The sequence below is a fragment of the Shewanella sp. GJ50-10 genome, assembly GCF_055808815.1.
The window spans coordinates 1850213-1870124 of record NZ_JBVVSS010000001.1; the positions used below are offsets into that span (position 1 = coordinate 1850213).

The following is a 19912-nucleotide window of genomic DNA, read 5'->3' on the forward strand; positions in this document are numbered from 1 at the left end:
TTTTTTATATCTATATTTTACAGGACTAAGGCGGTATAAAATGATGGCTTACGCATTCACCTTACTGACATCGACGACTAGCCTTAGCATTTGGCCAGGTTGAATATACTTAGTGTTATGCAGCTTATTCCATTTAATTAAATCATCTACTGATACATTAAACTTATCTGCAATACGAGCTAAAGAGTCGCCAGAGCGAACCTTATAATTTACTGTGCGTTCGTTGCCACTGTTAGTTGTGGCGCTGCCAATGGTCAGTACTTTGCCAATACTTAATGCCCCATTTTTTGGTAAACGATTCCAGCGAATTAATGCATCGACAGAAACATCATATTTACGTGCAATATTCCACAATGAATCACCAGATATAACCGTATAGGTCATAGCCTTTGGTGTTAACTGGTTCTGGGCTAGCAGTTGGTCGGTGGTTAAGTCAGCACCTTCTGGTGGTACTGGAATAATCAAGTATCGACCTGCGCGAATATTGTTATTCTTTAGGTTATTACTAGAGCGAATAAACGATGCAGAAGTATCGAAGCGCTTTGCAATATGGCTGACGGTGTCGCCTGACTGAATTTTATAGCGGTGCCAGTTTAACTTTGACTTAGGATCGAGTTGAGCTAACTTTTGCTCAAAAGCATCCTTTTTTTCATAAGGGACAACCAGTGTATGAGGTCCATCTGGAGAGGTTGCCCAGCGATCAAGACCAGGGTTTAGGCTTTTTAGCTCATTAATATTCATGTCAGCTAAATCAGCAGCCAGCTTTAAATCCATTTGGCTTTTAATATCAACAATCGCAATATGTGGTTCGTTGCTAATTGGTGTTAAATTAATCCCATATTTGTCGGCATTTTTAATGACATCAGATAAAGCAATTAACTGTGGTACATAACGCTGGGTTTCTCTTGGCAGTGATAACGACCAAAAGTCAGTACTTTTACCAGCAGCTTTGTTGCGACGTACTGCGTTATTTACACGGCCTTCACCAGTATTGTATGCGGCAATGGCATACAACCAGTTGTTGCCAGTGCGGTCATATAAATATTCTAGGAAATCTAACGCTGCGATAGTTGCTGCAGGAACGTCACGGCGACCGTCGTACCACCAGTCACTTTTTACACCGAAGTAATTAGATATTGGCGTGGTTAATTGCCAAAGCCCTGAAGCTGCACTTGCAGAGTAAGCAGAAGGGTCAAATGAGCTTTCTACTATGGGTAATAAAGCAATTTCTATCGGCATATCACGCTTTTCTAACTCTTCAACAATGTAGTGAAGATAAGGCTCAGCGCGCTGTGACACGATTTCTAAGTGTCTTGGATTAGCGAGGTACCAGTCGCGATATTGATTAACCAGTTTGTGGTCATCAATAGGCATTTCCATTTGCAGGCTAATACGTTGCCATACATCGGTAATTTCAACTGGCTTTTCAACTTTTACGATAGGCTTTGCAGGCTCTGCAGGCTTTTGAATAGCAATAGGCTCTGGCGTAGGTTTAGTTGTTAGTGTTTGACAGCCTGTTAAAAAGGCCACGCTACCAACAAAAATATATAAAGATTTGTGCATCAAAAACGATATTCCTAAGTCTTGCAAAACAGGCTTAACAAAATGGTAAGCCGAAAGTATTGGTCAAAATTGAAGCGGCATTGTAGAGCAAAACCCGCTTGATGTCTTGGCTAAGTTACGTTTGCTTAGCCTTGATCTAATTTTTAAAAATTGTTTTTCCATTGTCTTAGCATGGTAAATGTCTGTATATCTGTAGGATTGTTGACATTAAATTGCTGCGAAATAGATTGTTTGATTTCTGTACAGCCACTTCTCAGAAATGGGTTTATTGCTAATTCTGTTGCAATGGTTGAAGGAATTGTAGAAACATTGTTCATTCTGGCGTGTAGAACTGATTGACTGTACTGTTGCAATTGAGGGTTATTAGGCTCAACCGCCATGGCGAAGGCTAAATTAGCTTGGGTGTATTCATGAGCACAGTACACTTTTGTATCTTTATCTAGTGATGATAGTTTTGATAACGACGCCGACATTTGCTCTGGGCTGCCTTCAAATAAGCGGCCACAACCACCGCTGAAAAGTGTATCTCCACAAAACAGGGCATCTTCAATACTGTAGGCAATATGGCCTAATGTATGGCCAGGTACTTCAATTACATTTACTGGATTAGCAATAAAAGGGAGTAATAGTGATTGTTCGTGGTCAATTAACTCAGTTAATCCATCGATGTTTTCTTTACTTGGCCCATAAACATTGAGCTGGTTATGATAGGCTTTTTGCAGCTCTGCGATTCCGCCTGTGTGATCCGCATGATGGTGGGTAATTAAAATACCCACTAAATCCAATTTGTTTCCTTGCGCTTCAGCACCCTTTAAATAACTTAATACACTCTTGGCGCAGCCCGGATCAACGACATAAGCTTTATTTGAATCAGCTTGATGAAACAACCAAATATAATTGTCATTAAAAGCCGGGATGGTAATAACTGAAAGCATGTAGGCACCTTGATAATATAAGAAACTACAGATTAACGGATTATCTTTGAGACACCAAATATTGGAGATTAAATTCAAGTTAACTTTGCTGATGTTTACAATAAACTGAGAGGTCAGTGAAGAGTCTGTGTATATCAATAATGAACTATTTCAAAATGATAACCCGTTGTTACTGTATCGCTGAAAGTACTACTCAGCCCTTTGCTTCAATACATAATGGCTAACGCATGACATAACAGCCATGCCAAATGTAACTGTAGTTCTAGTTTGCTGTGATTAAATTTACTCATTGATCTCATTACAATAATATTATTGAGATAGCTTAACGACTTTAATATAAAAATCGTTATACTCAGATGAGTCGCAAAAACCTTGAGGGTAAATTGTTCATGTCGATAAATGAGAAACCGCACGATTGGCAACAATTACCCTGTGGCGATGAAATTCAAGCGGCTGTTGAGCAGAAGTTAGCAAGTTGGTGGCCAAGGGTTTTCGGTTATCATCTATTAAAGCTTGGGCCTTTAAGCCACCAAATATCTAGTCTTCATTGTAATATTGCGCGACACTTTTCTATTCATGACGGTGAAGGCGCTTCTATTATTGCAGATCCTCATCATTTGCCGCTCAATAGTGGTTCTATGGATGCGGTGTTAATGAGCTTTCTTATTGAGTTCGAACAAGATCCATATCGATTACTAAGAGAAGTCGATCGCGTCATGATAAGCGGTGGCTATATCTTTATCTGCGGTTTCAACCCTGTAAGTACAGCGTTTATGGGTAAGATATTGCCCAAATATCAAACCCAAATACCTTGGTCTGGGCAATTTTTTATGCCAGCGAGGGTAAAAGATTGGTTAGGTTTATTAGGTTATCAAATACTGCAAGATGAGCGCTTTATATACCATCCATTAATTGGAGATATAAACCAAGGGGCGTGGTGGCAAAATAGAATTGAGCGTTGGTTACCAGGAATTGGCAGCGTTTATTTGATTGTGGCACGTAAGATGGAATCACCGCTTACGCCAATTAGGGAAAAGAAAAAGGCGAGGGCACCGCAATGGGCGCCAGCATCTACAGCAGGTAGAGCAGGTCATTCTACATTGCCTTGTTCCCAGTCATCTCAAGCTAACGACCCTAAAGGATGTTAACTTAAGAATCTAATAAATATATAACTTATTCAGGATTATAGTTTACATCTTCTTGCTCGGGTTTGGCTTCTGCCGCCCACCTTGCTAAATCATCACAGCGTTCGTTTTCTGCGTGACCTGCGTGTCCTTTAACCCAGCGCCAGTCCATATCATGTAACTGACTTACTGCATCTAATCGTTTCCACAAATCGACGTTCTTAACTGGCGTTTTAGTTGATGTAATCCAACCTTTGTTCTTCCAGCCGTGGATCCATTGAGTGATCCCTTGACGCATATATTGGCTATCGCTGGTTAATATGACTTTGCACGGTTCATATAAGGCTTCTAATGCTATGATTGGCGCTAATAATTCCATACGGTTATTGGTGGTTAATTTAAATCCGTCAGACATTTCTTTGGTTTGCTGCTTATATTTCATTACAATACCGTATCCGCCGGGACCTGGATTGCCCAGGCACGAGCCATCAGTATAAATTTTGATTTGTTTTAGTTCTGACATCAAATTGCTACCATGCAATACATATTAATGTCGGTAATTATACCTAAACATATAACAATTAATTGAGTTACCTATGAATATTATTTCTAGCGCCAGCCGCCAGGTTATTTTAGATACAGAAACAACTGGTATGAACCAAGCGGGTGGTCCTGTTTATATTGGCCATCGCATTATTGAAATTGGTTGTGTAGAAGTGATAGACCGTAAGCTGACAGGTCGTACTTATCATCAATACATTAATCCCGGTCAGTTAATTGACCCTGAAGCGATTGAAGTTCATGGGATAACCGATGAGCGGGTAGCTAAAGAACCACGTTTTCATCAGATTGCCCAAGAATTTATTGATTTTATTGATGGCGCTGAAATTGTTGCACATAACGCACCGTTCGATATTAGCTTTATGGATCATGAGTTTGCTCACTTACAGCCTGTAGGTCCAAAGACTGCTGATATCTGTGGCATTCTCGATTCATTAGTCGTTGCAAAGCATTTGCACCCGGGGCAAAAAAACAACCTTGATGCATTGTGTCGCCGTTATGGTATCGACTTGTCACGTCGTACTTATCACGGCGCGTTATTGGATGCTGAAATTCTTGCCGATGTTTACCTGATTATGACAGGTGGCCAAATTAAGTTTAATTTGTCCAACGAAAAAGCAGGTCAAGAGGGGGGCGGCATTCAATTAGTAGATCAAAATGCGTTTAACCTTAAAGTGATCTCAGCTTCGGCCGATGAATTAGTATCACATGACCAACGTTTGGATTTGGTCAAAGAATCAGGAAAATGCCTCTGGAGAGGCGAAGCCTAATACTTAAGGTAATTCGCTAATTAATGAAAGGATTTAGCCCCTATTTATTGTCATTGTTAATCTTGGTTGGTGGCCTGCTGCCCCAATCAGCTTTTGCTGTGCCATATACTCAAGCTACTGAACTTAAAAATAGATTCAGAATTGATCATATGGTTGACGAGCTCACATTACTTGTTCAACGAGAGTATGGCTCAGCCCCAGTAATTGTTATTTTACCCGACGGTTCTAAATGGTATTCAGACAGACACCCTGAATCTGTTAAGTGGGTTGATGGATTAACGGGCGACATGATTAAAATCCCAAAGCCAATGCCTGGTCCTTGGCAGCTGTTAGGTAATCTAGCACCTAACTCCACCATTCAAAAAGTGTCTAAACTTGAAATAGATGTCGAACCTATTCCTCAACCTTTATTTCAAGGTGAGCGCCTAAAGGTCACTTCACGGTTACTTGGCGACGGGTTAACCGTTAGGCTGCCAGGCCTTGATTACATGATTGAATGGACAGTTAAATTTGCCAGTCATCATAAGAATACCGACGCGAACTTTACTACGGGCACTATCATTGTGGGGTCTTATAAAGATAACGGTGAAGGGCTTGATGAAGTCCCTGATGATGGCATCTTTACAGGGAAGAAGAACCTTAATCAACCTTGGGGAAATTATACGCTAACGGTTGAAGCAAGAAATAACATATTCCAGCGAGAGGTTAGTTATCCGTTTTATTTGTCGGAAAAACCGATCGAAGTCGATATTATCGAGCCAGAAGATAAGTTAAACGGCGTATGGCAAATTCAACTCATTGTTGATGATGAAGTATTACAACTTGAACAGACTCATTTTCACTTTGATATCGTCGGGCCTGCTGGGCTTAAACTTCCTGTAAGTTTAAATGAGGTTCAATTTAAGGAAACGCTACTCGCAATTCCTGCAGTAACAGACTTTGGTAGCTATCGAATTAAAGGCTCTGCAGTTTCGACCACAATTGAAGGTCGCGAAATTGTACTTGATTTGCCAGAGCAGTTTTTTAATTTAATTGAGCCACCTGCGCCGCCACCCACGGCGGAAGAATTAGCTCAGCGAGCGACAATTCAAGCAGCAAAAGAAGAAGCGGCTGCCAAAGATAAGGCTATATTCTGGATTTTAGTGGTAAATGGCACCTTGTTGGTTATCGGTATTTTAGGCTTAATTATTTGGCGTAAAAAACAAGCGTTAAATAAAGCGTTAGCAGCAACCAAGCTGCGAATGGAGCAAGAGGGTGCAGGTGAAGAGAGTCAAGAATCTACTCTCGATGATTTAGATTTAACCATGCCAGATGAAAAATAGCTGATCAAACACACCTAAAACGGAATATGGAGTTGCAGTCGTGACTCCACTATTTCTGTCTTCAATTAATTTTTCTTCAATACTCGCCGAAAATGGGATTATTTGGCTCAACGCTTGTTTATTCATATCTCAGTAAAATTAAAAACAGCCATCTTATTATTTCAATTTATGTTTGCCGCTTTAGAATCTTGATTCTTTTACGCACAAAAAGTATATGAATTGAGCTTGGTTGAACATTTTTTAGCTAAACAGTCAAAAAGGTGAAAAAAATGGTTGACGGTTTTTGACGACATCTCTATTATTCTTCGCAACTTAAGTGGAGCGGTAGTTCAGTTGGTTAGAATACCGGCCTGTCACGCCGGGGGTCGCGGGTTCGAGTCCCGTCCGCTCCGCCAGTTAAGTTACTTAGATTTTGTTCATCTGTTTTAACAGGTAACACAGTTTAGGAGCGGTAGTTCAGTTGGTTAGAATACCGGCCTGTCACGCCGGGGGTCGCGGGTTCGAGTCCCGTCCGCTCCGCCAAACAGAACAGCCCTTGTCATATGACAAGGGCTTTTTTGTGTCTAAAATTCAATTCCTTGTTTAGTTCATCACTTTTACGTATTTCAAATCAACATCTTATGATGTTAATAAAATTTTAATTAATTGCGTCTATTGTATTAATATCACTTGCTCTACTTCAGTATTTAGTATTTTATTAATGATAGAAATTTATCGAAAATGACTAAAACAAGTTAGCGCTTTTATAAGGATATATACATGGTCGAACACATCACAGGCATGCTAGCGTTAATTGGCGTCTTGTCTTTACTGTGTCAGTGGGTAGGGTGGAAGTTACGTTTACCCGCCATTTTGCCACTCTTGTTATGTGGTTTACTGCTCGGGCCTGGCTTAGACATTTTAAATCCTGATGAAATTTTCGGTGACTTGTTATTCCCTATTATTTCATTAGGTGTTGCAGTTATCTTGTTTGAAGGGGCGCTGACCCTTAATTTCAAAGAAATAAAAGATCATGGTCGTATGGTGACAAATCTAGTCACTTTTGGCGCATTTATCACTTGGGCTTGTATTGCACCCGCAGCACATTGGTTATTAGGCTTTGAATGGCCGATGGCGCTATTATTTGGTGCTTTAGTTGTGGTTACTGGTCCCACTGTAATTGTCCCTATGTTGCGCACTGTAAGGCCTAAATCGAACCTTGCTAGCATCTTACGTTGGGAAGGCATTGTCATCGACCCTATTGGCGCGATACTGGCCGTTTTAGTGTATGAATATATTGCGGTTGCTGCAGCGGCCGATCCAACGACTCATGTGTTATCTGCATTAGGCATCACCTTGTTGCTCGGTTTTGGCTTAGGGGCTATTGCTGGGTATTTAATTGGTATTGCGCTAAGAACGACAGTATTTCCTCATTATCTTAAAAATACCGCTGTACTGACCATTATGTTAGGCATGTTTGTTGGCTCTAATTTAATTCAAGAAGAGTCAGGTTTATTAACGGTAACCGTTATGGGTATATGGCTTGCCAATATGCGCGGAGTTGATATAGCAGACATTCTAGAATTCAAAGAAACCTTAACAGTGTTGTTAATCTCTGCGTTATTTATCTTGTTAGCTGCCAGATTAAATTCAACAGCCATGTTAGATCTTGGTTGGGGCGGTATTGGAGTCTTAATGGTGGTTATGCTGGTGGCAAGACCATTAAGCATTTGGATATCAGGTATCGGCACCAGTTTATCAAGATCAGATAAATGGTTTTTAAGTTGGGTTGCCCCACGAGGTATTGTCGCAGCAGCTATTTCATCTTTATTTGCAATTAAGCTTGAAGCCATTGGCGTTAATGGTGCAAGTTCAATCGTGCCATTGGTATTTTTAATTATCATTGGCACCGTGGTCATTCAAAGTTTAACAGCGGGGCCTTGGGCAAAGTTCCTTGGGGTTAAGGCTGATTCGTCACAAGGTTTATTGTTGTTTGGTGCATCTAAATTTTCTCGCGAGCTTGCTAAAGTTCTCACTGAGAAAAACGTAAAAGTGATGCTGGCTGATAATAACTGGGACAACATTCGCCAAGCACGTATGGCTAACATTCCTGTTTATTTTGGTAATCCAGCCTCAGAACATGCCGAAAACTTTATGGACTTAAGTGGCATTGGCAGGGTGTTAATCCTATCGCCTTATCGTCAATTAAACCCGTTGGTGAGCTTTCATTTTCAGGATCTATTGGGTACTCAAAAAGTTTACGGTTTAAACAATGCAGAAGGCGGAAGTGCAAGACACCAATTGTCTGAATCTTATTTAAAACGTTTATGCTTATTTGGTGAGTCTGTTTCTTATGCTCGTATTGCCAGCTATATGGCAAAAGGTGCGGTAATAAAAGTCACCAATATCACGGAAAGCTTTACGCTGCAGCATTTTAAAGAGCGTTATGGTGAAACGGCTATGCCGCTGATTTATCTCACCAAAGATCAAAAAGTGAAAATTGTCTCTGGTGTTGATAAGGAATTGCCAGTGGGTATTGAGCTGATTAGTTTGCTTCCAGTAGAAGCGCAAGAGCAAGACGTTATTCAGCGTAATTTAAAAGAGGTCGCTGAGCGAGAGTCAGCAGCTCATGAAAATTCTGAACAGGCATCAACAGAACAAGAAGTAGCTCAAACGAGAACAACTTCCGAGCTTGAAGAAAACGAGCCTAAATAAAGGTTATTTCAGTGTCTGGATAATACAAACAAAAAAGGCTTCGTATTAACGAAGCCTTTTTATTATCAAGTTATTTTTTTATCAAACGACTTTTATCGTTTGTATTTGTAACTTGTGCTTAGCTATTTTAATTGGCTTTTATTTTTGTTCAGCAATCACTGATAACACAACTTCATGATGATTTTTAGTTTTGAATTTATCAAATACGTGCGCAACTTTACCATCTTGGCCGATTAAGAAGCTTAAACGGTGGATACCATCATAAATTTTACCCATAAAAACGCACCCTTGGAAATAACTTGGGACATAAAACTTGACAGTTTCCAATGAAGTCTACATTTAACAGTGAGTTAGGTTAATAAATTTTCCTTTTGAACTCTAATTATATCAGTTGTCATATTTTTTTGTAAAGAGGGCTGTTTTTGACGCTTTTTAAAGTAGTGAACTGTCATAAAAAGTTTAGGCGGTGCAATGATTCATAGCTGATTGTCATACGGGAGAGCAGGTTGGTAATTAAAGTACGAATCGCTTGGTGACCACAACTCATCAGCATCTATAGCTATCTCACTTTCGGACAAAAGCGACTTAGAGTTTACACCCGAAACTTTACAGTTCAGATTAGCTCAAGTATGAATGAAATCCAAAATCGTAGTGATAGGCCTCTAGTAAAGTGTTCAAATTCGGTGAGCCGCGACAATCAGAGCCAAGAGCTTGGGAATAGAAACTGCTCCGTGTAATATATACAGATAGTTATTGGTTTTTATGGTGAAATTATGGTTAATGTAACTGTTAAACGAGAGGCGAACGACGATCTTGGGACTCATTACGTGATCTATATAGCTGATTTACGTGCACATATAGAAGGTGGAAAGCTTGCGGCAGAAAAGATCGCAGATAGGATAAGGTTAGGCGAAGAATTGCTTAGCGACATTCTCGCGGTGAATATAAAGAGACTTCATCTAAAAAATATGCGTACCCTTGAGAAGTCGTTTGACGCTTTAGAAAAGGAAATGCAAGACTTAAAAGCAAATTTGACCAGGGCGACAGCTGACAATACCACGAGAAAGAAAAGTGATAATTCGGATTTATTTAAAGAGTCAGTAGACCATCCTGAAAATTTTCATAAAGCTAAGTTACGCCAGATGCAGCCCCCACCACTTAAACCAAGTTCCGATAAAAACCTGTTAGAAGACCTGTTAAAGAGAAAAATAGAGACAAAATCATCAAGTTTTTGTCCGATGGCAGCTAATGGACTTCAATTAAAGTATCACCTTTCTTTATCTCATGCGGAAGAGCTTAGCAAGTTAATCGAAGAAGTTAGAACTAAAGGGTTCACTCGTAGTTCGCAGTTGTCGCATTGCATAGAGAACACCGACTTAAAGTATAAATACCCGAATATAGCGGGTAGGGTGACAATGGAAAATGACAATCATCGTTGGGGATATGACGGGGGCTTTCCTACAAACATATACCGCGCGGTCTGTATTGAACTGGATTTGTACAATAACGGCTCCAATGCAAAAGCTGTTAATTTTGTTTCATATCACGACCAATAGCATCAAAGTCTATAGCTAACTAGTGAGGGGTCTTACATAAGCAGGAGCTTGAATAAGCCTTTGGTAACTCATTTTTGGACAAAAATGAGTTAGAAGTATCTAGTTAAAGTTGACAGCTTGAACTCTTGTTAGGGTGATGTTAATACCTGATTGATTAACTTTTCTCTAGTCTTGGGACCAAATACTCCATCGGCTACCAATTGGTTAGATGATTGAAAGCCTTTTACCGCATCTAACGTTTCTTGTCCGTAAACACCATCGGCTAAGATTTTAAAGCCTAGCTTTATCAAGGCAGTTTGAACAGCTGTTACATCCTCACCTTGCATTGGTGGCTCTGTAATTACCATAAACCTCATTTTAGAAAACTTCTTGAAGTAAGATAACTCCGTCTTTAGCGCATTGTTATCGTCAGCAAGCTTTTTGTTCTCTTTTTCAATAGTATTAAAGCGCTGTTCATTTATACGTTGCTGCTCTTCAAATACAGTACTTTTAACATGTGGATCTTCTTCCGGCATTTTAGTCGTACCGTATGCAAATGCAGCGCCTGCTACAGTAGCAACAAATAATAAAAGTGGCTTACTAAAAAGAGTGTAAAGCGGGGCAATTTCGAAGAAAGCTAGTAATAAAACGACACCACAAGCAATCCCCACTAAGGATGATACTTTTTGAATGATATTAAAATCATTTATAAATGATAATGGACTTTTAGTTTTTGGCTTAGTTTTTAATTCCATGATGATGTTCCTTCATCTGCTGGTTTAATTACCCTAACGCCTAATTAACAGGCAAAAAATTATTGGCTAAAATCAGCGACGAAGGAGCAAAAGCCAACTGTTTTTTGTCCTTGTTTAATTTCTTGTTAGCAGTCTATTACGACTTTCTAGAAATTATCGTTCTTATAAATGCCGCTGACATATGTAACGCTAATTCTGCATCCATTTCGTCAACACCTGACATCTTATTACTACCATGCCTTACCGCTGGTTCAGCATTTGTATATGCATAAAACTTCTCAAAAACTGTTACAAGCATAGGAGAAATAAGCTGTTCCCTTTTCATTAGCTTTAGTGCGTCACCTAGCGTCGCGCATTTAGGATAGATTGTTTTACAAACACTCTCAACGGCACTTACGGACTCTTTAATTGAATTTTCAGGATCTTTACTTGGACTCAATATATAAGACCGAGCTTTAGAGTAATGGACTCTTGCAGGTTCAAATTTATCCTGCAAAGTAGAGTCTATAGCAGATACCCTTGTTTCAAGATCTTTGGGAAGTGAAGTCTCTAATTTACCACCATCACTTAATTTCCACTGTATTTTATGCTGTGAAAATAGATCATTTACCTTTTGTCTATATGACGGAAACATAAATGATTCGAATCGCGAGTTATCCCAAGCTGAGCTGTACTCAATTTCCTTTTCTTTAATCTTTATAGCTGTAATTTCAACAAAGTCATAAAATTGATACCATTCGAGATTCATAAGTCTGCATTTTAAGGCATCCCAACATGTCCATGAATCATAATCTTCGGAATCAGTTTCTTGCCCATTTTCTGCACATAACTTTTCAATTAAGTCTTTAACTCCAAGTGGTTTGGATTCTGCATTCTTTTGACGGCTATCACCGTCAATGTAAAGGAGAGGTTCTAAAACATTAAGAAAGAAAAGACTTTTCAACCAATTTGGTGCATCTTCGCTGATTGGTTCATTTTTATACTCTGGGTCAAAACCAAATCTATGGGAAAACTTCATACCTTTCCTTGACAGCTAACAGCTGATTGAACGGCGCGCCCGATAAAGCCGACCGTTTAAGTTATTGATTTATATCATCGTATATTTCCTATCTCTTTGATGTAAAGCAATAAAATACTCTCAACATCATAAAACAAGACGGGCTTGCGCGATAATATCGTTAAAAAAACAAGCTTCTAAGTTTATTTTTATATTATCAATCAATTATAGTTTTCTAATTAAGCCAGCATTACGACTTTAGGCTTATTTAATGAGTTTTTTGATTTAAATTAAGCCAAATCTCAATATACCTGTATATAAAACCAGTTCATAAGATTGTGCAATCTAGGCAGTAAGGATGGCAACTGTAAAAGAGCAATTTCAATTAAATGTTGTATGGAAAACGAACATAAGCATTGTTAAATAGAGCTTTGCTTCTAACTAACTTTGGGCCAGATTTGTGCCAGTCTAGGGGGGTAGCAAGTTATTGATTAAATTTACTATTTGGGGTTAACTTTACCTTCAGCTACAAGCTCGTCGCAACGTAACCTGGCTATAGCTTTACGTTCTCCCCTGTCTTTAATAACGGTGAACTGGGAATACAAGGCATCAACACAACCGTCATATGTTTTCAAACTATCGTCAATAAAGAACGACCATGCGACATATCCTATTATCGCGGTGACAATAATTTTCTTAACCATAATTCCAACCTGTAATTAGCCGTGTTTAACCAATTTCTACTCTTTGAGAGATGCTCCCTCAACACCAGATATTGAAACACATTAATGGTATGAGGAAAAGTAAGTCAAATGAATTTTTACTGAACTGAATGGGCAATAGCCCCTAACATTGAAAGGGGGGCAACAGAGTATTAAAACTGAGATAGAAAGCACTTTTCCAAAGATGTGGTAGTGATGTTTTATGATTTAGTAATAAAGAGTGTAAAATGCTTAACAATCAATATCTCCATAGCTAGATACATAGGGAAGAAAATATGTGGTTAGAGCAAATGCCTGGATATTCACTACCGACTTTAGCAGTATGGCCACAACCATGGTATGAAGCTGGTATATGGCAAATGTATGATCTAAAACTTCGCAACGACGGCTCTTTAAAGTGGTATAAAGCATTCGTTGAGCTTGAAACAAAGCACGTGAAATCTGACGTCTATGACTCATATGAATTAGCGGTAGAAGCCGCTATAAAAAGAAATACCGAGCTATCAGAAGAACTTGCTAATCTTGATTTATCTATCAGTGAAAAAGAGTCTTTACTTCTAAAAATTGAAAAAGATGTAACCAGACAAAGCCGATTATTTGGTGAAGAACAACTTATGCTTTCTGAAGCTATCCGTAGGCATCAAGAAACCCCACGGCCCTCTGTCAATGAAATTTTATTACCAGATAATTGCGAAAATATTCTAGGTTCATTAATGGAAATATTGAACGAAACTCCATATATAAATTTTGTGCGACTTAAAAAATATGGAATTAGTTTACTTAGGGACAAAGGGCATGACTGGTCAACTAGAACAAAACACACTAAGCAAACAGCCAAGTACTTCTATAGAGAAAGAATTGCTGCTGCATTCGGCTTAAATGGAGCAGAACACTGGGGGAAAACCAAATCTAATATTCGAGAAATCTTACTCCCAAGAGCAAATCAATTACTTCAATTGGCTAGCGTTAAGCGAATGCTCGACGAAGCAGAGCAGCAAGGAAAAAAGGTCGTAGTGGCATCAGGGTTTGTATTCTGGTTTGAAGAAAGCGGCAATGTTGGTTGGATAGTAAAAGAGGTTAGTTATTCTGATGCTGAAAAGTCAGGAAATACACTTTGGAAAAAAGGAACTATTCTATCTAAAAACCACGGACGCATCGTTGTACTACCTTATGTCAAAGAAAACGGGGATTTAGTTCAAGGTCACACAAAGAATGCGCCACATGATGGCAAAGCCAAACCAAGACATTCTAAAGAATACGTAGAACTTCCATATGAGATTCTAGAGGTTGACCTGATGATTGGATTGTTTGGAGAGCTAAAATATGAGTAGTTACAAAAAAAATCATTACGGTATAGCTATAAAGGGAAAATGTTAACTGTTCTTCCCATTTCCTTGTAAACAATATTGACATTAAAAAAACTAAGTCAAAGTGCATTTCTCCAAAGCTGGCAGTCATTCAGTCGTAACTAATATTGGGGCACGAACATGTCAGCCAGGATTTGCTAACACATCGATGTCGGATAGGCGGCACTTGGTAACAAGTGTAATCTATCCGACTGAAGCATTTTAGCCGGCCCCCTCAACAGAAATTAGATAATTCACATTATCTTTAAATTGAACAGTTGCTATACTTTATACCATTAACAAGGAGCGTTAAGGGATAGCGTGGAGCTCTCAGGCTTGAGCCTAATTTTGGCTGTTGTAGGGCTTTATCTATCGTTGGTTCGGTGATCTATAACTTTCTATCTGGCGACTGAGCAGCGAGAGCACTATCTGTTGCCAAGCTCTCTCGAACTCAACTTTTGTTCGTAGTTCAACTCCATCGAAGCATGTAGATAGCGGGGTAATTCAGCCATAAATTTTAAGGAAGCAGCTCTCTTACATCACATCCCAAAACTTCTGCTAATTGATATGCCTTTTCGAGCGTGATATTTACTTCTCCCCGCTCAATTCGCCCAGCATAGCTTCGATCAATATCAGCTAATAATGCCAATTTATCCTGAGAAATGCCGAGAGTCTTGCGTTTATCACGCAATTTCGCACCAAATTGGATTGCTAAGTCTTTCATTTTTCATCTCGTTAAAGATAAAGACTATCCAAAGTTGCGGCTTATAAGGCCACGGATTATAATCCGCATTATTAATGTAAAGTTCTTCTGGCCCTGTGAGCTAGAGATAAAGAGCCTCTGACGAGAAAGTAATGTCGAAAATTTCAATGAAAATATGCACAAGGTTGCATACTATTCTCCAGGATGAGAGCTTTAACAATTTCCGTGTATCTCAATTACGTGATGCATATTTAGCTATGTCTCCTACTAATAAGGATTCTGTAGAGGTTCGCAAGTATGTGTACAGACAAATTCTGAGACTAGTTAAGAAAGGTCTATTACTAAAAAAAGGAATGAAAAACTCTAAAAGAGTTACGTATCAGAAGTCGGATTTGTTTCATGAAGCGATCTTTATCACTGAAAGAAAGGTTAATAAACCCAAGTTGATTAATGCAAGTACTAGTCTCGCTGTCCAGCAGCTTGAAAATCGCTTGAAAGAATCTGAAGTTGATTTATTCACTAGCATTGGCGAGTCAGAAGAATATATGCGGTTGTATCAATCCTTCCCAGAGATGAAAGCGCACCTTGAATCCCAGTATTTACAAGCCCGTGAAAATAGCTCGAAACTACTCGGCCAAATCAAAGCGATTAAATCTGTTCTCGCTCATCAGCAAAAGTAACCTTAATGCATCTAAGACAATGGCAATCAGAGTGCGTCAATCGCGTTCTAGAGCACTTTAGTGCCAAACATAAACACTTCCTTTGTTTGGCAACTCCAGGCGCTGGTAAAACGATTATGGCTTCAGAAGTCGCTGTGCAGCTACTTGATCAAGACCTTATCGATTTTGTACTTTGCTTTTCACCTTCGATAAATATATCGCAAGGTATTAAGCATACTTTCTCGACACGGCTGGAATGTCGTTTCGATGGTGTCATAGGTGCCGTTGGTTGCTCTTATACGTATCAAAGCATGCTGTCTTTCAAAGAAGATTTCTGGCAACTGTTAAAACAAAATCGGGTACTCGTGATATTTGACGAGATCCATCATTGCTCTGGCAGTTCTCTTGAAGATGCTAACGCCTGGGGGGAAGAGATCTTATTGAATATTCAAAGCCAAGCCGAATATACTTTAGCCTTAACTGGCACTCCATGGCGCTCAGATCAAGCACCGATAGCTTTATCTCGTTATACAGATCCAGACAATCAAATACAGTGTGATTATATCTACGGTTTAAGGGAAGCCGTTGTAGACGGTGTATGCCGAAGCCCAAAGATTGTATTAATCGATAATGAAAGAATTTCGGTTACTGACGAAGAAAATGAAACTAAGACGTTTAATGGCCTAGACGCTCTATTCAAAGGTTCATTAGTTACTTACCAATCGATCATTAAAAATGATGTAGCCATTCGGCACGCCCTAACGCTGGCGACTAACAAGCTCGACGACATTAGACTGCACAACCCTAATGCTGCAGGGCTTGTCGTTGCATCATCAATCGAGCATGCCACATACATTCTGAATATGCTTAGAAATGAATATGCCCAAACTGTCGAAGTCGTTACCTATAAAGAAGATCTACCTTCACTTAAAATCAATGAGTTTAGGAACAGTACAAAGAACTGGATTGTCAGTGTTGGCATGATAAGCGAAGGTACTGACATCCCGCGTTTGCAGGTGTGTTGCCACCTAAGCAGAGTTAAAACTGAACTCTATTTTAGGCAAGTACTTGGTAGGATATTACGAGTAAACAAGGCTATCAATCAGGAGGCTTGGCTATATACTTTTGCAGCACCAAAGCTTGTAGAATTTGCAAATCGCATCGCTGAAGAAATACCAGATGTACCCGTCATATTTAGGGAATCCGAAACTGTTACTGTCTCCGCAGAGCAGGGGAGAAGCGAGGTAATACGAGTTAGCACCCCATTTCAAGCTGAGCATAAAGTTAGGTTTAGTACACCACACAAAAATGAATCACAATTTCCCATTTTAGCGCCACCTAACAATAGAGACCTCACTTGGGAGCAATCGCCATCTTTTGAAATTTTAGGTGGCTTTAGAGAAAAGGTGGTATCTACTTTCAACTCACCTTTTTGATGCGGAAACCTTATTTATGGTGTCACCATTTTGAAAAAACTCTCTGACTGTTATCATATTTGATAACAGTCATGTACAGCGTTATCAAATATGATAACGCTGTACATATCGATTCTCATATTCGCTTTTTCATTGTTCTTAACAATACTGGGTGTAACTTTTAAGGGTATTTATCCCTATATATGACTATGAGTCAGTAGATATAGACAGATTAATCTAACTCGTTATTTTATTCTGACTCGGTTAACTAATCAGAGTCACCAGACTTAGCACAACAACTACGATAAAACATGTGTTAGAGCTGCTGTATGGAATAGATTTTAAAGGTGGAATTTTTTTATACAGCAATTTATTATCTTCAACCTCGAATTTAAGATCTAAGTAGAAAGCTTAGAGAGGTTAAGTTTTAAGCTGATAACTTCTGTTAAATATAACTTCGATTGAGGAGGAGGTTTTAGTAAAGCCAGACTGAGAAGATAATACGCCTACACTGGTTGGATACTTCTTATATTGCGATGAGTTTAGGCTCCACCGCAAAGCTGAATACCCTCCTAAAATTCTGTGACCAACCCATCTGTTATCAATGATCGTTACTTCACCAGGTTTGTTCACAAGAAGTACGCTTCCCATGAATTTAACCCAATCTTCTTCATTAAGAAGACGGTTACCATAACCATGATATGAGCGCCCACTATCGAATATGGTCAAATCGATTCCCCAATATTCACACAGTTCGCGTAACGGTCTGAACTGATGCTTCTCCATATCTCGTTTAGCAAAATCAATCATAGGAATATGATAAACTTTACCAGCAAGAGTTACCCTAGAATTTAACGCAAAATCTTGCTTTGGCTGCAATGTATTCAATTCTTGGTCAAGGAATACATCTGACAATTCATCACTACATAACTGAAACGTACCTCTTTGATCTGCTAGTGTTTGCGGTTTGTAGTTATACCTGCTAAAAGATAATGAAATTCTTTCGCCTGAAAGTGTTTTATTAGAAGCACAAAAATTTTGCAACCATCTGATTGGGTGCCTTTCATGCTTAAACTTCACTGGTTTTTTGATAAATACTTCAGCCAATTTTAATACCTTTTAGCATTTGGTATGTCTCCATAGCAAAATGATCTGTCATTCCGGAAATAAAATCAACTATCAGGTGAGCACGCAAGTTCCACTCTTCTACATCGGTAGTTTCAGTTGTTAAAGCTGAAAAATAGGCATTTATATGAGAAGTAGGTAATCGATTAAATAATCGTCTTGCCATTCCTAACCTTGACTTTCCCGTTCTTAGTTCTTTGAATTCACTTCTCTTAAGCTTCAGCAACAATGAAAATGAATCTAGTAGACCATTTATAACTGCATGACCCGACAATTCAATAGACTCTGCATCACTAGATGTAAACAAATGATCGAATGTGAAGTCTCTCAGTAACTCAAGGACTTTGCTAGCTTCGGTATTTTCATTGATTATTTCATTTTCACGCTCAAAATTTGTCAGTGATTCGTAATCATCGATAAACTCATCAGCTACAAAATTCACCAATTCTATACTCAAATTAGTCTTAAACAACACAAATTCATCTACAGGTTTCTCACTTTTTACTTCATTTCTAGCATCAGATGTGGAATCAGAACCTTTATTGTCTGAATCGTTAACTGGAAAAAACTTAGTAATCAATTTGTCAGTAATTGGAGTAGAGTTACCTTTCTCTCTTTCTGCTCTTTGAAGGGTATTTAACTCATCTCTAATGTAATCAAAAAACTGCTCAACACTCACTAAACCTTTTTCAATACCATCCTCAATGTCACTTACACAGTACGAAATATCATCGGATGCTTCCATCAAAAAACCAAGTGGGTGCCTGCTATTTGTTGGCATATTGAGTTTTGACCAAACTTCCTCAATGACTTTTTTTTCTGTATCAAAAAAGCCAGCTTTCTTTTGAAACGGTTTTCCTGCATCTAGTCCATGAGATTTACAAGAACACGTATATTTTAAGAATGCAGCTAATTGTGAACAAGTCAGGTTCAGACCAGTTAAGCCATCTTTCCCTTGCAGTTTTGCTACGATACGAAAGCCTTGGGGATTACCGTCAAATTTTTCAAAATCTTCTAAATTTAGCCCTTCAAGCTGATTCTCTAATGCTTCATTTGCAGCTTCTTTAGCATTAAATTTAAACCACTCAGCAATTGCTGTTTCACCAAAATGACCAAATGGAGGATTACCTATGTCATGTATCAAACAGGCGGTTTCTACAACGTTTGAGATAGCAATTCCATTCTTCTCCCAAAAAACAATGTCATTTCCAAGCTTTGACCTTTGAGCATCACTTCCTATTTTATCTAGTATCGTAGAAACGATAAAGCGACCAATGTGGGAGACCTCAATTGAGTGAGTTAACCTAGAACGAACCGCAGAATTACTTTCTAACGAAAAGACCTGCGCTTTCTGCTGAAGTCTTCTAAATGGAGCAGAATAAACTACTCTTCCCCTATCACTAGCTGTTGCATTTTGTACTGTTTCAGTGACATCACTATTTTGCCTAGTAGATGTTCTTAAGCGGTCTTTAGTGACTAGTTGTTCCATTTTCATAATGATTTCTTATTTTTGATTCAGGGGTTTAGCAGACATTATTACGATAAAAATCTACAGATGGCTACCTGTAGAGTCAAAATAATCGATGAGAATCTCATAATTAAGCAGGAGCTTACTAGAACAGTTTTAACAAGAACAAGCGGAATATGATCAAACGTATTAGGCTTAACGAAAAAGCCTTTTAGAAT

Annotated in this window: 16 protein-coding genes, 2 tRNA genes and 1 pseudogene; 10 read left to right on the top strand and 9 right to left on the bottom strand. The window is 38.9% G+C overall.

Annotated elements, in window-relative coordinates; genetic code table 11:
- Positions 1 to 48: 48 nt before the first annotated feature.
- Positions 49 to 1563 carry a LysM peptidoglycan-binding domain-containing protein gene (locus AC0L4E_RS07660; RefSeq protein WP_473678699.1) on the bottom strand — a complete coding sequence of 505 codons (1515 nt, stop codon included), beginning with the start codon at positions 1561 to 1563 and terminating at the stop codon, positions 49 to 51.
- 143 nt (positions 1564 to 1706) lie between these two features.
- Positions 1707 to 2498: a hydroxyacylglutathione hydrolase gene (gene gloB, locus AC0L4E_RS07665; protein ID WP_473678700.1), complete on the bottom strand. Its 792-nt coding sequence runs from the start codon at positions 2496 to 2498 to the stop codon at positions 1707 to 1709.
- A 389-nt stretch (positions 2499 to 2887) separates the two neighbouring features.
- On the opposite strand from gloB, the gene AC0L4E_RS07670 reads away from it, so the two are divergent.
- Positions 2888 to 3646 carry a class I SAM-dependent methyltransferase gene (locus AC0L4E_RS07670; protein WP_473678701.1) on the top strand — a complete coding sequence of 253 codons (759 nt, stop codon included), beginning with the start codon at positions 2888 to 2890 and terminating at the stop codon, positions 3644 to 3646.
- A gap of 25 nt (positions 3647 to 3671) precedes the next feature.
- On the opposite strand, the gene rnhA is transcribed toward AC0L4E_RS07670, so the two are convergent.
- On the bottom strand, positions 3672 to 4145 hold the full coding sequence (gene rnhA / locus AC0L4E_RS07675) for a ribonuclease HI (RefSeq protein WP_473678702.1): 474 nt from the start codon (positions 4143 to 4145) through the stop codon (positions 3672 to 3674).
- Positions 4146 to 4218: 73 nt separating this feature from the next.
- Here rnhA and dnaQ point away from each other — a divergent pair, with 73 nt between their 5' ends.
- From dnaQ to AC0L4E_RS07700, 5 genes are all read left to right on the top strand, one after another.
- Positions 4219 to 4953, top strand: a complete 735-nt coding sequence (gene dnaQ / locus AC0L4E_RS07680; RefSeq protein WP_473678703.1) for a DNA polymerase III subunit epsilon — start codon at positions 4219 to 4221, stop codon at positions 4951 to 4953.
- A 23-nt stretch (positions 4954 to 4976) separates the two neighbouring features.
- Positions 4977 to 6275, top strand: coding sequence for a TIGR03503 family protein (locus tag AC0L4E_RS07685; RefSeq protein WP_473678704.1), 1299 nt, complete (start codon positions 4977 to 4979; stop codon positions 6273 to 6275).
- Between the two features lie 318 nt (positions 6276 to 6593).
- Positions 6594 to 6670 (top strand) — tRNA-Asp (locus AC0L4E_RS07690).
- A 50-nt stretch (positions 6671 to 6720) separates the two neighbouring features.
- A tRNA-Asp gene (locus AC0L4E_RS07695) sits at positions 6721 to 6797 on the top strand.
- Positions 6798 to 7034: 237 nt separating this feature from the next.
- The gene (locus AC0L4E_RS07700) at positions 7035 to 8969 is read left to right on the top strand and encodes a cation:proton antiporter (RefSeq protein WP_473678705.1); all 1935 of its coding nucleotides are present in this window, start codon (positions 7035 to 7037) and stop codon (positions 8967 to 8969) included.
- Positions 8970 to 9107: 138 nt separating this feature from the next.
- Here the strand turns inward: AC0L4E_RS07700 and AC0L4E_RS07705 are convergent.
- Positions 9108 to 9248 (bottom strand): annotated as a pseudogene (locus AC0L4E_RS07705) (thioredoxin-dependent thiol peroxidase); the annotation flags it as partial.
- 494 nt (positions 9249 to 9742) lie between these two features.
- Between AC0L4E_RS07705 and AC0L4E_RS07710 the strand changes: the two are divergent.
- Complete coding sequence (locus AC0L4E_RS07710; protein WP_473678706.1) at positions 9743 to 10525, top strand: hypothetical protein; 783 nt, start codon at positions 9743 to 9745, stop codon at positions 10523 to 10525.
- A gap of 128 nt (positions 10526 to 10653) precedes the next feature.
- Here AC0L4E_RS07710 and AC0L4E_RS07715 read toward each other — a convergent pair whose 3' ends face one another.
- Together AC0L4E_RS07715 and AC0L4E_RS07720 are read right to left on the bottom strand one after the other, a co-directional pair.
- Entirely contained in the window at positions 10654 to 11259 is a 606-nt protein-coding gene (locus AC0L4E_RS07715) for a peptidoglycan-binding domain-containing protein (RefSeq protein ID WP_473678707.1), read from the bottom strand.
- A 136-nt stretch (positions 11260 to 11395) separates the two neighbouring features.
- Positions 11396 to 12277, bottom strand: a complete 882-nt coding sequence (locus tag AC0L4E_RS07720) for an AbiJ-NTD4 domain-containing protein (RefSeq protein WP_473678708.1) — start codon at positions 12275 to 12277, stop codon at positions 11396 to 11398.
- A gap of 976 nt (positions 12278 to 13253) precedes the next feature.
- Between AC0L4E_RS07720 and AC0L4E_RS07725 the strand changes: the two genes are divergently transcribed.
- The gene (locus AC0L4E_RS07725; protein WP_473678709.1) at positions 13254 to 14309 is read left to right on the top strand and encodes a hypothetical protein; all 1056 of its coding nucleotides are present in this window, start codon (positions 13254 to 13256) and stop codon (positions 14307 to 14309) included.
- 532 nt (positions 14310 to 14841) lie between these two features.
- Here AC0L4E_RS07725 and AC0L4E_RS07730 read toward each other — a convergent pair.
- The gene (locus AC0L4E_RS07730; RefSeq protein ID WP_473678710.1) at positions 14842 to 15048 is read right to left on the bottom strand and encodes a helix-turn-helix domain-containing protein; all 207 of its coding nucleotides are present in this window, start codon (positions 15046 to 15048) and stop codon (positions 14842 to 14844) included.
- Between the two features lie 131 nt (positions 15049 to 15179).
- On the opposite strand from AC0L4E_RS07730, the gene AC0L4E_RS07735 reads away from it, so the two are divergent.
- Complete coding sequence (locus AC0L4E_RS07735; RefSeq protein WP_473678711.1) at positions 15180 to 15707, top strand: response regulator; 528 nt, start codon at positions 15180 to 15182, stop codon at positions 15705 to 15707.
- A 5-nt stretch (positions 15708 to 15712) separates the two neighbouring features.
- The gene (locus AC0L4E_RS07740; RefSeq protein ID WP_473678712.1) at positions 15713 to 17122 is read left to right on the top strand and encodes a DEAD/DEAH box helicase; all 1410 of its coding nucleotides are present in this window, start codon (positions 15713 to 15715) and stop codon (positions 17120 to 17122) included.
- 399 nt (positions 17123 to 17521) lie between these two features.
- Here the strand turns inward: AC0L4E_RS07740 and AC0L4E_RS07745 are convergent, their stop codons facing one another.
- Both AC0L4E_RS07745 and dgt read right to left on the bottom strand, forming a co-directional pair.
- Complete coding sequence (locus AC0L4E_RS07745; protein ID WP_473678713.1) at positions 17522 to 18208, bottom strand: primase 1D-like protein; 687 nt, start codon at positions 18206 to 18208, stop codon at positions 17522 to 17524.
- A complete protein-coding gene (gene dgt, locus AC0L4E_RS07750) occupies positions 18201 to 19721 on the bottom strand; it encodes a dGTPase (protein WP_473678714.1) in 1521 nt (506 codons plus the stop codon). Before dgt ends, AC0L4E_RS07745 begins: the two co-directional genes overlap by 8 nt.
- Positions 19722 to 19912 lie beyond the last annotated feature (191 nt).